This window comes from Pseudoxanthomonas suwonensis J47, from assembly GCF_000513955.1.
In the GTDB taxonomy this organism is placed as follows: Bacteria; Pseudomonadota; Gammaproteobacteria; order Xanthomonadales; family Xanthomonadaceae; genus Pseudoxanthomonas; species Pseudoxanthomonas suwonensis_C.
The window spans coordinates 122354-137003 of sequence record NZ_KI911332.1 but is presented as its reverse complement, the minus strand read 5'-3'; the positions used below and the strand labels follow the sequence as shown (position 1 = coordinate 137003).

Below are 14650 nucleotides of genomic sequence, written 5' to 3'. Positions count from 1 at the left end.
CGCTACACCGACCGCCTGATCGAGGCGGGCATCGAGCCGTCCGTGGGCAGCGTCGGCGATAGCTACGACAACGCGCTGGCCGAAACCGTGATCGGCCTGTTCAAGACCGAGGTCACGAACCGCCGCTCGTGGCGCAGCCGGGAAGAGGTGGAATGGGAGACCCTGGACTGGGTCGACTGGTATAACCACCGACGACTGCTGGGGTCGATCGGCAACATACCCCCGGCGGAAGCCGAGGCGGCGTTCTACGCCAGCAACCCGGGTCACGCCATGGCGGCGTGACTCAAACGAAATGGCCTCCGGAGAAGCCGGGGCGATTCAGGTTGAAGATGGTGTGGTGTAGGTACTCGCTCGTTAGGGAGGGGCTATTGCGAATCCACGTGTTCTTTCACCTGCGTGACAGATCGATAGTCAAGGCCGGATCCAGTCGGGCGGTATCAGTGCCACGCCGTTGCGCCAGCGTTCGACAACCGCGTCTTGGTACCAGGGCTCACTAAGGTCGGCATGCTCCGTGATGATGACTTGGAAATGCGGCGCGAGTCCTTCGACGACGTTTCTGATTAGGTTAAACATGCGGACAACTGCCAGCCGATCCTCATCCTCGTCGGACGCAGCATTGACGTCCTGTCCGGCCTCCGCTGGGAAGTAGACTTGAGATGGCTGATCGAGCATGAGAAAGCGTGGAACCGGGCGCTCGTTGCGCGTAAAGAGGTCATGCAGGGCCAAGTGCGCGATGAGGTGGCAGCCTAGCCAATTGGCCCCACTGCCCATGTCGTGCATGAATATGGGGCCCTCCAGCGCATCCGCAACGACCGTCAGCTTTCGGGCATCTAGCCTGAATGGTACGCCGCTGTGTTCTAGCTCTAGATCTTTAGCCCACCTGGTCATTGGTCTGCTGAGCTTAGACAAAAGCCATTCAACGCGATCAGTGATTGCCTCGCTTCCAATTTCTTCCTCTAATCGCTCGATGATCCTCCTGAGGTTCTCTATGCTCGCCTGGAGTTCGCTTGTAGCTGGTGCCTGTTCCATGGCTTCTAGCATCATGCTGATGCGTCCTGTCACGTGCGCGCGTCTCTCCGCCGCGAGGCGCAGGTCAGCCAATTGCTGATTCGCATTACTGACCGCTTCCAAGCGTGACCAGTTCTCGCGCAATCTTGCGCGAACTTGATCTGCTTCGCTCTGCTTGTCCAGAATCAGTCTCTCCAATCCTGGAGTGTGGCGACGAGCTGCATCTAACTGTTGGGTGGCTCTCTCAAGCTCGCTTCGCAGTTCCTCCACCTGCGGGATTCGCTCCGGAAGCTCTTGGCCGCAAAGTATGCATGCGCTTTCGCCCTCGCCCAGTAGATCGAGGCTCTTCAATCGCGCTACTTGCTCCTTAGCCTCGTTTACATATCCGCCCTCGTCCCGGCGAAGGCCCTGCATGGCTCTCAACTCGTCGTTCAGCCTTCGCAACTCGAGCTGCATCGCCGATCTCTCGTCGTTGAGTCGGTCAAGTTCGCCGTTGTCGTCGGAGGCGGAGATCACTTCGAGAATGTTTGGCCCAATGGCTGCAATGGCCACGTCTCGCAAAGCTGCCACGTCTTTCTGATATGCCCCGCCGTCGTAGTCTTGTGGTAGTAGGCCAGCGAACTTCGCTTCCGTCACCAATTTTGTAACGCTACCTTCCTCAGCGAGGGCTGTGGCCGTTGCTAACGCTGATTCTTGTTTCCTCAGCTCACGACGCAGGTCACGTAGTTGGCCAACTTTAGATACGTAATCCTCGTCCACGGCTCCGACGAAGTAGGGGAACGAATCCTTTATAGCCTGTGCCACCCATGTGTCCCCTTGGCCATGGAATAGGGCGGTAGGTTGGGAAATCTCAGTCTGTGGTTGGAACACGTAGGCCAAGGCGTGCCGAATGCCAGCCTGTAGTGGGCGGCGCGTCTGCCCTTCTGGGGGCAGGTGAAGATTTACGCCTATGCCAGTCACCTCCTCTAGGCGAGCCATGACCGCTTGGATATTGGTAGTGACAGCCAGCTCCTCATAGGGTGGGATTTCGAGATCGACGCCTGTGGCGTAATAGGCGTCCGACGTAGTTGTGCGTCCTCTGGCGGGCGCCTTGCGTGCGATGAAGTGGCGGTCGTTACCTTGTGCTATGCGCAAGGCATACCAGTCGACACTCTGCCGGATTACGCCGCTCGATACGTGGCAGGACTTGCTTCCCAGGCAGTAGTCCACAATGTCCACAAGGGCGGTCTTGCCGGTCATGGAGTCGCCCGTGATGATGTTGAGTTTGCCAGGGCGTAACGAAAGAACTCGTGGTTCTTGCCCTTCGGCATACAAGACGATATCTAGAATTTGAAAGCTCATGGCCGCACTCCCCACAGCGCCATCACGGTATTTGGTTCCCCTGCCAAGGCGAGCCAGCGGCCCAGAAACTGGGCTTTCCTTAGGCAAGCCCCCACCTCGGGTGAGGAGCAACTTCTGCCGTATGCTTCAACCAGTCTCCTGTTGATCAGGGCTGAAAATCCAGTTCCATCGATGCGGAGCAGTCCTCCTCGAGATGCAAACAAGATGGCATCCTTAACCAGAGGGGCGAGGGCGCGGGCTCGTTCCGGGAAGCCTACCTGTGCCGCAGGATGGTCTGCGATCCAAGCGGCTAAGGTTGTGCTGGTTCGTTCGGGCAGCGTGTCTCGTGTGGGTTTATGCAAAACTACTGGAACGGCTACAAAAGCCAGTGCATAAGGAAGTGGGTGCGCACCGGGTGATTCTGTCTCGTAGCCGCGAGCTGCTTCCGCAACCAATGCGCCCACGAAGGCCGGATTTAATATGCGAGCTTGTTCGGTGGCTTGATCACGCCAAGGGACGGCGGTTGAAGTCATGCGGCCACCGGTGCGGGAACGAGCAAGTGTTGGAGGCGTGCTTTGAAGTCTGGATGCCACCCCACGCGCAGCTCATTGGCTAGCATGTGGAACGATCCCCGGGTGATTGCGGGTTCGTTAACCTTTTCGCGCAGTCGAAACTCTGCTTGCTCAACCCAGTCATAGATCTGTCTAGCCATCTCCTGACGTTGCGTCTCGGCTTGCATCTCCCCAAAGTTATCGGCAGTGCGGTCAAACATCATTTGCCATTCTTCGCATAGACGGCGTTCATACTTGTCTAGTTCGCCGACCAAGAGCAGATTCTCACGCATCCAGCGCGAGCGCTGTTCGTATGCTCGATAGTAGTCGCGAACGGCTGCAAGAACGCGCGGTTCTCGTATATTCGCCAATCGCGCCTGATGGACGAAGACCTGTCCTTCGTAGGCATCAATTTCAACGAGCGCCTGCATCACTTCAGGATCGAGCGGCAGCGCGTCGTCCTTTAGCTGTTCGCGAATATCGTCGAGCTGGGCTTGAAGTTCCTCGCTGCTAATCGGATTTGCCGAGCTCTTAATGAGATGCCTCAAGCAGGCGGAAAGCCACCACGCCTCGAGTCGAGTCACCAGCGACTCTACGCGGTCGGCACGCACGGATAGGGCGAGTTCGCGCCTGATGTCGGTGTCGATGTGGTTCGCCGTGGGTGCCTTGGCTATGATTGTGATTGAGGCTATGAGGTCTTCCTGCTGCTTCGAGGTTAGGCTGTTGAACAGCGCATATGCGGCCACATTGGTCGCAGAGGTTGAGGTGATTGCGACCTGGCGCAACGCAATCAGTGCAGATTTTTCGTTACGTTCCTGGCCGAGAGTTAGATATTTTGCGATGGTGTCGTCGGCTGCAGTCTGAGTGGTGACGAGATATAAGTTGGCGTCATCCGGGATTAGCTTGTTTGCACGGCCCTCCATCCAGACGCGTAAGGACTTCCAGATATCTGAGCTCGCGTTGGTCAGATTGGCATCTGCATTCTTGTGGTGTTTGTATTGAATCAAGTCGAGCGTGGAGCCTTCCTGTTCGAAGACGACATCGTCCAGAGTTTCAAAATAGACTAGGAAGGACATGCCGTCGCGGAGTCGTCTTAGCGACGAAAGGAATGCTCCGCGCGCTTGATATAGATAGCCCAGTGCAGAATCGCCCGCAGCAAATGCCGTTTGGCTCGTTGCTGGTGCTGTCATTGGTCATCTCCCCCAGTCCAATGCCCGCTGCAATTAGGTTTGCAGTTCGGCTCGGACTCCCTAACTTTAGTGTCCGGGTTCCATATGCTGAACGCAAGTTTCGTTCAGTCCTTTCGCCGTGACTACCGGTGGTATGGCCAATCTGTGGTCATGCCGGAAATGGCCTTGGGTGAGCAGCTTTGCATGACGCCCCGCTGCACGTCGTTAGATTGCTGGGTGGGGCTAGCGGGTGATTTAAGGTCATAGTGCATCGGGTGGCTGGCGTTGTGACGCCGGAGAGAGGGGGCACTGCGGCGCTTTGCGCCTTGCCCTTCGGGCGACGGCTTCGCCGGCGTGTCCACCCGCGGGGGGGGGGGGCAGTCGGAGAGAGGGGGATTGCGAGGCGCTGCGCGCCTCGCGCCACCCGCTTCGCGGGTGGTCGAACCGAGGGGTTCGAATCAGATCCCCTCGCTTCGCCAATACGCAAAAAGGCCCCCATGAAGGGGGCCTTTTTGCGTATCTGGCGGAGAGAGGGGGATTCGAACCCCCGAAGCGGGGTTTAGCCGCTTACACACTTTCCAGGCGTGCTCCTTCAACCACTCGGACACCTCTCCGGAACCTGGGCAGGGTCGCTTGGACGCCTGTTCAGGGGCGGGAATTCTATAGCTTGCGGGCACTTGCCACAAGCGCGGTCCGGGGCCGGGACGGGGCCGGGGGCGGGCATGGCACAATGCCGGTCCTGGTCGAAACGGTTGCCCGATGTCCTATCTCGTCCTTGCCCGCAAGTGGCGCCCGAAGCGGTTCTCCGAGCTGGTCGGGCAGGAACACGTCGTGCGTGCGCTGGGCAATGCCCTGGATACCGGGCGGGTCCACCATGCCTTCCTGTTCACCGGTACCCGCGGGGTGGGCAAGACCACCATCGCCCGCATCTTCGCCAAGTCCCTGAACTGCGAGAAGGGCACCAGCGCCGAGCCCTGCGGCCAGTGCGCGGCCTGCCAGGACATCGACGCCGGGCGCTACATCGACCTGCTGGAGATCGACGCGGCCTCCAACACCGGCGTGGACGACGTCCGCGAGGTGATCGAGAACGCCCAGTACATGCCCTCGCGCGGGCAGTACAAGGTCTACCTGATCGACGAGGTCCACATGCTCTCCAAGGCGGCGTTCAACGCGCTGCTGAAGACCCTGGAGGAGCCGCCGGGCCACGTGAAGTTCCTGCTGGCCACCACCGACCCGCAGAAGCTGCCGGTCACGGTGCTGTCGCGCTGCCTGCAGTTCAACCTCAAGCGGCTGGACGAGGGCCAGATCGAAGGCCAGATGACCAAGATCCTGGCCGCCGAGGGCATCGAGGCCGATACGGCGGCGATCCGCCTGCTGGCGCGGGCCGCCGACGGCAGCCTGCGCGACGGCCTGTCGCTGCTGGACCAGGCCATCGCCTATGCCGGCGGGGCGCTGCGCGAGGACGTGGTCCGGGCCATGCTCGGCAGCGTCGACCGCACCCAGGTCGCGGCGCTGCTGGACGCGCTGGCCGAGGGCAACGGCGCGGCGCTGCTGGATACGGTGGCCACCCTGGCCGGGTTCGCCCCGGACTGGGGCAACGTGCTGGAGGCGCTGGCCGAGGCGCTGCACCGGATCCAGGTGCGGCAGCTGGTGCCCGGTGCGGCCCAGGAGAACGAGGGGCTGGACCTGGACCGCTACGCCTCGGCGCTGCGCCCGGAAGTGGTCCAGCTCTGGTACCAGATGGCGGTCACCGGCCGCCGCGACCTGGAACTGGCCCCGGCGCCGCGGGTGGGTTTCGAAATGAGCCTGCTGCGGATGCTGGCGTTCCGCCCGGAGGCCGATGCCGGTCCGATTGGCACCGGCGGCGGCGCAGGGGCAGGAGCCACCGGCAGTGCCGGCGGTGCGGGTTCGCGCCGGGCGCCGGTCTCGGCTGCGGCCGGCGAGGGTGGGGCGGTGGCGCGCGAGGCTGCGGCGCCGCGTCCTGAGCCCGTGCCGGCGCCATCCATGGCTGCCCCGGTCGAACCGGCGCCCGTGCGCCCGGCCCCGGCTCCGGCGGACGATCCGCCGCCGTGGGACGTGCCCGCACCGCGCCAGGCGGCGCCGACGCCGCCCGTGGTCGCGCCGGAGCTGGCCGCGGTGCTCCCGCCGGCCGCCCCGCGCGCGCCCGCGATCGAGGACATCAACGCGCCGGCGCCCGCTACCGGAACCGCGAAGCCGGCCGCCGCCGAGGCGCTGGCCCCGGGAATCGTGATGTCGCCGTCGCCCGCGCCGGTGCAGGCCGCGCCGGCCGCCAATGCCGATGCCGGCGGCGCGGTCGTGGCCGACGCCGAGGACTGGCTGCAGCGCGTGGCCAGCTGCGACCTCAAGGGCCCGTCCAGGGAACTGGCCGGGCACACGGCCTTCATCAGCCACGCCAACGGCGTGCTGACCCTGGCCCTGGATCCCGGCTTCGAATACCTGCGCACCGAACGCTCCACCGCGGCGCTGGCCGATGCGCTGGCCGCCTCGCTGGGCGGGGCGCCGAAGATCGTCTTCACCACCGGCGACGCGCCGGCGGAGACACTGAACCAGCGCCGCGAGCGCGAGCGTGGCTCGCGCCAGGCCGCGGCCGAGGAAACCTTCCTCAACGATCCGGCGGTCAAGCGCCTGATCGAGAAGCACGGCGCCCGCGTCGTGCCCGACTCCATCCGACCTTCAGACGGTAACTGACATGCGTGGCAACATCGCCCAACTGATGCAACAGGCGCAGAAGATGCAGGAAAACCTGCAGCGCGCCCAGGAAGAACTGGCCAGGCTCGAGGTCACCGGCAACGCCGGTGGCGGCATGGTCAGCGTGACCCTCACCGGCACCAAGGAGTGCCGCAAGGTGCGCATCGATCCTTCGCTGCTGTCCGACCAGGAAATGGTAGAGGACCTGGTGGCCGCGGCGTTCAACGACGCCTCCAACAAGGTCGACGCCGAGTCCAAGGCGAAGATGGCGGCCGCTTCGGCGGGGATGCCGCTGCCGCCGGGCATGAAGTTGCCGTTTTAAGAGCCGTGATTCGGGATTCGGGATTGGTGATTCGTAACAGCAACAGCAGGCGCCCGGTACGGTTGGCGGCGGGTGCCGGCGCCGCGGCTTTTTCGAATCACCAATCACCAATTACCCATCACGAACCGCAATGACGGCTCTTCTTGAACAGCTGATCGAGGCCCTGCGGGTGCTGCCGGGCGTGGGGCGCAAGAGTGCCCAGCGCATGGCCTACCACGTGCTGGAGCGCGGCCGCGATGGCGGCCGCCAGCTGGCGACGGTGCTGGCCGAGGCGGTCGAGCGCATCGGCCACTGCAGCCAGTGCCGCGACTTCAGCGAGACGCCGGTGTGCGCGACCTGCGCCAGCGCCAGCCGTGACCGCCAGCAGCTGTGCGTGGTCGAGTCGCCGGCCGACCGCCTGGCGATCGAGACCGCCACCGGCTACCGCGGCCTGTACTACGTGCTGCAGGGGCGGCTGTCGCCGCTGGACGGGATCGGCCCGCGCGAGCTGGGGCTGGATGCGCTGGCCACGCGCCTGGCCAGCGGCGAGGTCGCCGAGCTGATCGTCGCCACCAGCGCCACGGTCGAAGGCGAGGCCACCGCGCACTACCTGGCGCAGCTGGCGCGCCAGCACGGCGTGCGCCCGAGCCGGCTGGCCCAGGGCCTGCCGCTGGGCGGCGAGCTGGAATACGTCGACCGCGGCACGCTGTCGCATGCCTTCGGCAGCCGCGGCGAGATGCGCGAATAACCGCAGCGCGTGGGCCGGCGCGGGGCAGGGCGCTATGCTTGCGCCTTCCTTCGGCGAACCACGGACCGGAACACCATGAGCGACACCCTCTTCGGCAAGATCATCCGCCGCGAGATCCCCGCCACGATCGTCTACGAGGACGAGGACATCCTCGGCTTCCGCGACATCGCCCCGCAGGCACCGGTGCACGTGCTGTTCATCCCGAAGCAGAAGGTCATCCCGACCCTCGACGATGCCACGCCGGAAGACGCCGAACTGCTCGGCAAACTGATGCTGGCCGCCGCCCGCTGGGCGCGCGACGAGGGCCTGGCGCAGGACGGCTACCGGGTGGTGATGAACTGCCGCGAGCATGCCGGCCAGACCGTGTTCCACCTGCACCTGCACCTGCTCGCCGGCGCCCACCTGGGCCGCTTCGGCACGCCGGGCTGACCGCGCCGCGACACGCAGGCCGCAAACGAAAACGCCGCCCCGGAGGGCGGCGTTTTTCATTCCGATCAACGCGCGGGGCGGCTTACCAGCCCCACCAGCCCCAGCGACCCCAAGGGCTGCCCCACGGGCCCCAGGGCCCCCACGGGTCGGAGTGGATCACCCGGACCTCGTTGACCACCGGCCACAGGTAGACCACGTCGGCGGCCATGCGCGGCAGGGTGTAGTCGTACTCGCCGATCTTGACCTTCTCGGTGTCCTGCACGCGGCCAACGAAGGTGACCTCGCGGCCGGGGGTGAACACCGCCGGGTCATAGAAGCCGGAGCGGCAGGCGAGGAAGCGGCCCTGGGCCACGTCGCGCGAGCTGCTGGCCGGGCGGCCGCTGGCGTCCAGCGGGATCGACACGACCTGGAAGCAGGTGCTGTCCGGGCCCGGCGTGGTCTGCACGATGCGCCCGCCCCAGCGCACGCTGGCGCCGAGCTGCTGGCCGGCCACGGCCTGTTCGGGCGTGAGCGGGAGGAAGGCGCCCTGCAACGGCTGGGGCGCGGTGGCGCAGGCGCCGAGCAGCGCGATGGCGCTGGCGGCGATGGCGATGCGGAACGGGATGCGTAGCGACATGGCGGCCTCCGGAAGGTCAGGGGCGGTGCCGTTCCAGCTCTTCCCGCAGCCGGCGCGTCCCCCCATGCGCCGGAGCGTATCGCGCGGCGACGAAACGCCGGCTGAGCGCAAGCAGCTCCGCGGCCGAACGCGGGTGCGCGGCGGCCACGCGCTGCGCCCAGGCCAGCGCCGGCTCGTGCGGGGCGCGGCCCAGGCCCAGCCGCGCGTAGCGGCGGCCGAGCCGGTGCCAGGCGCGCAGCAGCGGATCGCGCTCGCGTTCGCCGCGGGCCAGCAGCCAGATCATCCCGGCCATCGCCAACGCGGCGAAGGCGGCGAACAGCAGCAGCAACTGCGAAGGCTCCAGCCGGCCCAGGCCCAGCGGGCTGAGCAGGGCCTGCTGGCGCTGCGCGTCGAAGCCCAGCACCAGATCGTTCCAGCCGCGGCGCATGAAGTCGACGAGGTCGCCGAAGCGGGCGCCGCGCAGTGCGTCGATGCCGCCGGCGGCCAGGCCGTTGGCGCCCAGGCGCGCGTCGAGCGTGTCGTAGATGCGCTCCGGCGCCACCGCCGCGGTCGGGTCCACGCGAACCCAGCCGCGGCCTTCCAGCCACACCTCGCTCCACGCATGGGCGTCCATGCGCCGCACGATCCAGTAACCGCCGAACGGATTGCGGTAGCCGCCGGTGTAGCCGGTCACCACGCGCGCGGGGATGCCGGCGGCGCGCATCAGCACGGTGAAGGCGGAGCTGAAGTGTTCGCAGTAGCCGGTGCGGGTCTCGAACAGGAACTCGTCCACCGCGTGCCGGCCCGGCAGCGGGGTGTCGAGGGCGTAGGCGAAGTCGGCGCGGATCATCGCCAGGGCGCGCTCGATGATGGCCTCGTCGTTGTCGCCGAGCTCGCGCCGCCACTGCGCGGCCAGCGCACGGGTGCGCGGATCGCGGTCGCGGGGCAGGGCCAGCGCGTGCTGGCGCAGGATCGGGCGCAGTTCGGTCTCGAACCGCCGTGGCGGCGCCGATTGCAGCCGCCAGCGGCTGGGCGAGGCCAGCGGGCGGTCGGTGCGCAGGCCGCCGCCGTGGCTGGCGTGCGTGCCTTCGGGCGTGGCCAGCGGCAGGTCCAGGGCCGGCAGATCGCGACGGTCGGTGGCCTCGACCTCCAGCGCATAGCTCCAGCGGACGGGAGCCGGTTCCCATGACGGCGGCGGCAGGTCCTCGATCCAGCGGTTGCGGGTCCAGGTACGGCCGTCGTAGTCGAGCAGCACCGGACCTCGCCAGTACAGCTGCTCCACCGGTGGCACCGGACCGTCGAATTCGGCGCGCAGCGCCGGGGCGTCGTCGGTCATCAGGTCCAGCCAGCCGCCCGGGGTCATGCTGTCGGACAGGCCGGGCCGGCCCAGCGCACGTTCGGGCACGCCCCACAGCGGCGTGGACAAGCGCGGGAACAGCCAGAACGCGGCCAGCGCCAGCGGCAGGCCGATCGCCACCAGCCGGCCCATCGTGCCCAGGCGCTGCTTCACCGGCGGCGCGGCCACCCCGGCCTCCAGGTCGGAGAGCCGCTGCAGGGCGAGCAGGCCCGCCAGCACCGCGGCCAGCGCGCCAGCCATCACCAGTGGGCTCTGGTCGAGCAGGAACGCGGCGAACGGTGCGAACAGGGCGAAGCCGACCAGGCTGCGCGCGTCGCGCAGGGTGCGCAGTTCGGTGGGCTTGATCGCCAGCATCGCCGCCAGCAGCGCGCTGCCGGTATCGCGGCCCAGGCGCGTGCCCATCATCGCGAACACGCCGGCAATCATCGCCAGCGCGATCACGCCGCGCAGGAATCCAGGCATCGGCCGCCGCCATGCGATCGCGGCCATCGCCGGCGCGGTCAGGGCGAAGCCGATGCCGAGCGTCGGCGGCAGGTTGACCAGCAGCGGCAGCAGCGCCAGCGCGCCGGCGGCCAGCGCCCAGCCGCGGCTGCCCGCATCCAGCGGCGTCGCTCCATCCTGGGGCGGCAGCGGCGGCACGGTGCTCATGCGGCAGGCAGCAGCGCCAGGGCGCGCAGGCAGGCGTGGCGGTGGTCGGGACCGCGGCCGGGGCCGAGCGCGAGGCCGGGCAGGCGCAGGTGGTAGCGGCGGCCTTCGCGTTCGGCCTGGTCGACCCACGCGGCCAGGCGCGAGATCCGTGCCTCGTGGCCGAGGTGGCGCAGCGCGTTCCAGTCCAGCAGCACGTCCTGCTGGCGCGCGCGTTCGTACTCGCGCACGACCAGACTGTCGCGGCGCGCGCTGTGCTTCCAGGCGATGGTCCGCGGCGCGTCGCCGCTGCGGTACGGACGCAGCTGGTGCGGTTCGTCGCCGAGCGGGTGCACGCGGCTGTGCTGCACTCCTTCGCCGCTGTCAGGCAGCGGTGGCGGCTGCGCTTCGGCGCGCGGGTAGACCAGCAGCGGCTGCCGCGGCCACATCCGCGACCACGCACGCGCCAGGCCCAGCGGCTGGGTGGTGGAAATGCGGATGCGGCCCGGTTCCAGCCAGCCGCGCTGGCGCGTCGGCAGCGGCAGGGCGGCGTCGGCCAGGCCGCCCTCGCCGGTGCTGGCCCAGGCGACGGCGTCGCCGTATTCCAGGCGCAGGCCACGCCGGCGGCGGCCGTCGCGGGTGGAGAAGCTCATGCGCAGCCACAGCGTCTGGCCGGCGGCCACCGGTTCGGCGGACACCGCCTCGAGCTGCAGGCCGGACAGCTGCAGGTGCGCGGCCACCAGGCTGGCCAGTCCGGCGGTGCCCAGCAGCAGCGCCAGCAGCAGGGCGGGGTTGTTGTTGTAGTTGAGCGCGCCGAGCACCATCGCCAGTACCAGCAGCCCGTAGAACAGGCCGAAGCGGGTGGGCAGCACGTAGATGCGGCGGCGGTCGATCCGCAGCGGCAGGGCTTCCGGCGCGCGCGGGCGTTCGATCGACTCCAGCCACGTGCGCAGTTCGCGCCACGTGCGGGGCATCAGTCCACCGGCACCGCGTGCAGCACCGACTTGGCCAGCGCCGTGCCGGTGCCGGCCTCGGCCTCGCCGACCAGGCGGTGGCCGGCCACGGCGATGAACAGCGCCTGCACGTCTTCCGGCACCACGTGGTCACGGCCGAGCAGCAGCGCATAGGCACGCGCGGCGCGCAGCAGGGCCAGGCCGGCGCGCGGCGACAGGCCGACGCGGATGCCCGGCTGCTGCCGGCTGCGCGCCAGCAGCGCCTGCACGTAGCCGACCAGCGCGTCGCTGGCGTGTACCCGCGCGGCGGCGTCGCGCAACGCGATCACGTCGCCATCGCCGAGCACCGGCGTGGCCTGCGCGATCAGTTCGCGACGGTCGCTGCCGGTGAGCAGGGCGCGTTCGGCGTCGGCGCCGGGATAGCCCAGCGAGAAGCGCAGCAGGAAGCGGTCCAGCTGCGAATCCGGCAGCGGGAAGGTGCCGGACAGGTCGACCGGGTTCTGCGTGGCGATTACGAAAAACGGATCGGGCAGGCGGTGGGTCGAGCCGTCGATGGTCACCTGCTGCTCGGCCATCGCTTCCAGCAGCGCGCTCTGCGTGCGCGGCGGCGCGCGGTTGATCTCGTCGGCCAGCAGCACCTGGGTGAACACCGGGCCGGGATGGAAGCGGAACTGGCGCGTGGAGGCTTCGTAGATCGACACGCCGAGCACGTCGGCCGGCAGCAGGTCGGAGGTGAACTGGATGCGCTGGAAGCCCAGGCCCACGGTCGCGGCCAGCGCGTGGGCGAGGGTGGTCTTGCCCAGGCCGGGCAGGTCCTCGATCAGCACGTGGCCGCCGGACAGCAGCGCGACCAGGGCCAGCCGTACTTCATGCGGCTTGCCCAGCACCAGCGCGTTGATCTGGCGCTGCGCCTGGTCCAGCGACTGGCGCAGGGCGTCGGTTAGGATGGGGCTCGAGGTCGTGGCGATGTTCGACATCGTCTTCCTGGGTACCGGGTCCGGAGGGAGTGTAGCGGCTGATGGAGGCGGAGCACCGCGCGCAACGCACGTTCATCGCCTGGTGGACGCTGGCCTGCGTGCTCAAGCTGGTGGTGGCGGCGCGACTGCCGCTGTTCGTCGACGAGGCGTTCTACTGGCAGGAAGGGCGGCACCTGGCGGCCGCGTACTCCGACCTGCCGGGGATGACCGCGTGGCTGGCGCGCCTGGGTACGTCGCTCGGCGGCGACCACGTGCTGGCGCTGCGGATGCCGTTCCTGCTGATGGGCGCGCTGCTGCCGTGGTGGGTGGCGCGGATCGGTCGGCGCTGGTTCGGTGCGATCGCCGGCTGGCGCGCCGGCACGCTGGCGGTGCTGCTGCCGCTGCTGGGCATGCTCGGCGTGCTGGCGCTGCCGGACGTGCCGCTGGCGCTGGCCACGGTGCTGTGCCTGCATGCGGGCGTGCGCATGCTCGAGGACGTCACGCCGCTGGCGGCGATGGAGCTGGCCTTCGGCCTGGCACTGGGCGCGTTGAGCCATTACCGCTTCGCCGGCGTGTGGGTCGCCGGTACGGTGGTGCTGCTGTTGCTGCCGCAGGGCCGGCACCTGCTGCGCGATCCGCGCGTGCTGCTGGCCGGCGCGTTCGGCCTGCTGGCCTGGCTGCCGCTGCTGCTGTGGAACCTGGAGAACGGCGAGGCCGGCCTGCGCTTCCAGCTGGTCGACCGGCATCCGTGGGCGCTGCATGGCGGCGGCTGGTCCTTCATCCCGGTGCAGGCGCTGCTGGTCACGCCGCTGCTGGCGGTGGCGCTGCTGCAGGCGGCGTGGGTGACCGGCTGGAAGCGGCGTCCGGCGCGGCCGCAATGGCGCTTCCTGGCGCTGTTCGGGTCGATCATCGTCGGCGGGCTGTTCGTGCTGAGCTTCGTCGCCGATGCCGAACGGGTGAGTTTCCACTGGCCGGTGCCGGCGTACCTGGCGCTGCTGCCGGCGGCGGCGCGGGTCCTGGAAACCTGGCCGGTGCAGTGGCGGGGGGCGACCTGGACCGTCACCGGGCTGGGCCTGCTGCTCGCGCTGGGCTGGTGCCTGGCGGTGTCGACGCCGGCGCTGCGCGAGGCCAGCGCCGGCTCCAAGCACTACCCGCGCAACTTCGCCGGCTGGGAGCCGCTGGCCAAGGCCGTGCGTGAGGAACTGGAGGCGATGCCCCCGGGCACGCAGCTGCTGGCCGACGACTTCAAGGTCGGTGCCGAGCTCGGCTTTGCGCTCGGCGATCCGGACATCGCGGTACTGGACCATCCGCTCAACCACGCCCACGGCCGCGCGCCGCAGCTGCGCAAGTGGGACCTGCTGGCCGACGGCCTGCCGCAGGCGCCGGCGCTGCTGGTGCTGGCCCCGGGGGACGTGTCGTTCCGCGACCTGCTGCGCCGCTACCAGGCGCTGTGTGAACGCCTGGGGCCGTTGCCGCCGGCCTCGCGCACGGTGCTGGTCGACCACGGCGCGACGCGCTTCCTGCTGGTGCGCCTGCCGGCGAACGCGCCGGTACCGGCGGCGGGCTGCGTGGCCCCGGCGCTGGCCTGGATCGATGCCCCGGAGCCGGGCGCACGGGTGCCCCCGCGCTTCGAGGTTGGCGGCTGGGCGTTCAAGGAAGGCGTCGGACTGGCCCGCGTCGAGGTGCTGCTGGACGAGGCGGTGGTGGCCGAGGCGGAGTACGGCCAGCCGTTCGACGTTTCCGGGCATTTCCCGGGGTCGACGGACCCGAACCAGCCGCGGGTGGGCTTCCGCGCCCAGGTCGACCTGCCGGCCAGCCAGGCCGGTACGCGCTGGCTGGGCCTGCGCCTGCACGGCAGCGACGGCAGCGTCGAGGAATGGCCGCGGCAGCAGGTCCGTATCACCGCCGATGATGCCGACAGGTAGAATGC

Annotated in this window: 13 protein-coding genes and 1 tRNA gene; 6 read left to right on the top strand and 8 right to left on the bottom strand. The window is 68.3% G+C overall.

Going from position 1 to position 14650, the window contains the following annotated elements; all coding sequences use genetic code 11:
* Positions 1-282: integrase core domain-containing protein (locus M503_RS0115300; protein ID WP_028928333.1), on the top strand; the 282-nt coding region annotated here is incomplete at its 5' end.
* A gap of 129 nt (positions 283-411) precedes the next feature.
* On the opposite strand, the gene M503_RS16710 is transcribed toward M503_RS0115300, so the two are convergent.
* The 4 genes from M503_RS16710 to M503_RS0115285 all read right to left on the bottom strand — a co-directional run bounded on the left by M503_RS16710 (position 412) and on the right by M503_RS0115285 (position 4662).
* The gene (locus tag M503_RS16710) at positions 412-2349 is read right to left on the bottom strand and encodes a DUF3732 domain-containing protein (RefSeq protein WP_231472397.1); all 1938 of its coding nucleotides are present in this window, start codon (positions 2347-2349) and stop codon (positions 412-414) included.
* Positions 2346-2861: a three component ABC system middle component gene (locus M503_RS18010; protein WP_428992232.1), complete on the bottom strand. Its 516-nt coding sequence runs from the start codon at positions 2859-2861 to the stop codon at positions 2346-2348. Before M503_RS18010 ends, M503_RS16710 begins: the two co-directional genes overlap by 4 nt.
* Positions 2858-3955, bottom strand: a complete 1098-nt coding sequence (locus M503_RS0115290) for an ABC-three component system protein (RefSeq protein ID WP_231472395.1) — start codon at positions 3953-3955, stop codon at positions 2858-2860. The genes M503_RS18010 and M503_RS0115290 overlap by 4 nt, the downstream gene beginning before the upstream one ends.
* Before the next feature lie 614 nt (positions 3956-4569).
* Positions 4570-4662 (bottom strand) — tRNA-Ser (locus M503_RS0115285).
* 145 nt (positions 4663-4807) lie between these two features.
* Here M503_RS0115285 and dnaX point away from each other — a divergent pair.
* The 4 genes from dnaX to M503_RS0115265 all read left to right on the top strand — a co-directional run bounded on the left by dnaX (position 4808) and on the right by M503_RS0115265 (position 8235).
* Positions 4808-6757 (top strand): DNA polymerase III subunit gamma/tau, encoded by a 1950-nt coding sequence (gene dnaX, locus M503_RS0115280; RefSeq protein WP_028920349.1) that lies wholly within the window; start codon positions 4808-4810, stop codon positions 6755-6757.
* A gap of 1 nt (position 6758) precedes the next feature.
* On the top strand, positions 6759-7079 hold the full coding sequence (locus tag M503_RS0115275) for a YbaB/EbfC family nucleoid-associated protein (protein ID WP_028917402.1): 321 nt from the start codon (positions 6759-6761) through the stop codon (positions 7077-7079).
* Between the two features lie 130 nt (positions 7080-7209).
* On the top strand, positions 7210-7806 hold the full coding sequence (gene recR, locus M503_RS0115270; protein ID WP_028920350.1) for a recombination mediator RecR: 597 nt from the start codon (positions 7210-7212) through the stop codon (positions 7804-7806).
* Positions 7807-7881: 75 nt separating this feature from the next.
* Positions 7882-8235: a histidine triad nucleotide-binding protein gene (locus tag M503_RS0115265; RefSeq protein WP_028920351.1), complete on the top strand. Its 354-nt coding sequence runs from the start codon at positions 7882-7884 to the stop codon at positions 8233-8235.
* Between the two features lie 82 nt (positions 8236-8317).
* Here the strand turns inward: M503_RS0115265 and M503_RS0115260 are convergent, their stop codons facing one another.
* The 4 genes from M503_RS0115260 to M503_RS0115245 are packed head-to-tail and all read right to left on the bottom strand — an operon-like array spanning position 8318 to position 12741.
* Positions 8318-8839, bottom strand: a complete 522-nt coding sequence (locus M503_RS0115260; RefSeq protein ID WP_428992233.1) for a Slp family lipoprotein — start codon at positions 8837-8839, stop codon at positions 8318-8320.
* Positions 8840-8867: 28 nt separating this feature from the next.
* On the bottom strand, positions 8868-10835 hold the full coding sequence (locus M503_RS0115255) for a transglutaminase TgpA family protein (protein WP_051414677.1): 1968 nt from the start codon (positions 10833-10835) through the stop codon (positions 8868-8870).
* Positions 10832-11785 (bottom strand): DUF58 domain-containing protein, encoded by a 954-nt coding sequence (locus M503_RS0115250; RefSeq protein WP_028920354.1) that lies wholly within the window; start codon positions 11783-11785, stop codon positions 10832-10834. Before M503_RS0115250 ends, M503_RS0115255 begins: the two co-directional genes overlap by 4 nt.
* On the bottom strand, positions 11785-12741 hold the full coding sequence (locus M503_RS0115245) for an AAA family ATPase (RefSeq protein WP_037061589.1): 957 nt from the start codon (positions 12739-12741) through the stop codon (positions 11785-11787). Before M503_RS0115245 ends, M503_RS0115250 begins: the two co-directional genes overlap by 1 nt.
* Positions 12742-12782: 41 nt before the next feature.
* Between M503_RS0115245 and M503_RS0115240 the strand changes: the two genes are divergently transcribed.
* On the top strand, positions 12783-14645 hold the full coding sequence (locus M503_RS0115240; RefSeq protein WP_028920356.1) for a glycosyltransferase family 39 protein: 1863 nt from the start codon (positions 12783-12785) through the stop codon (positions 14643-14645).
* Positions 14646-14650: the final 5 nt, after the last annotated feature.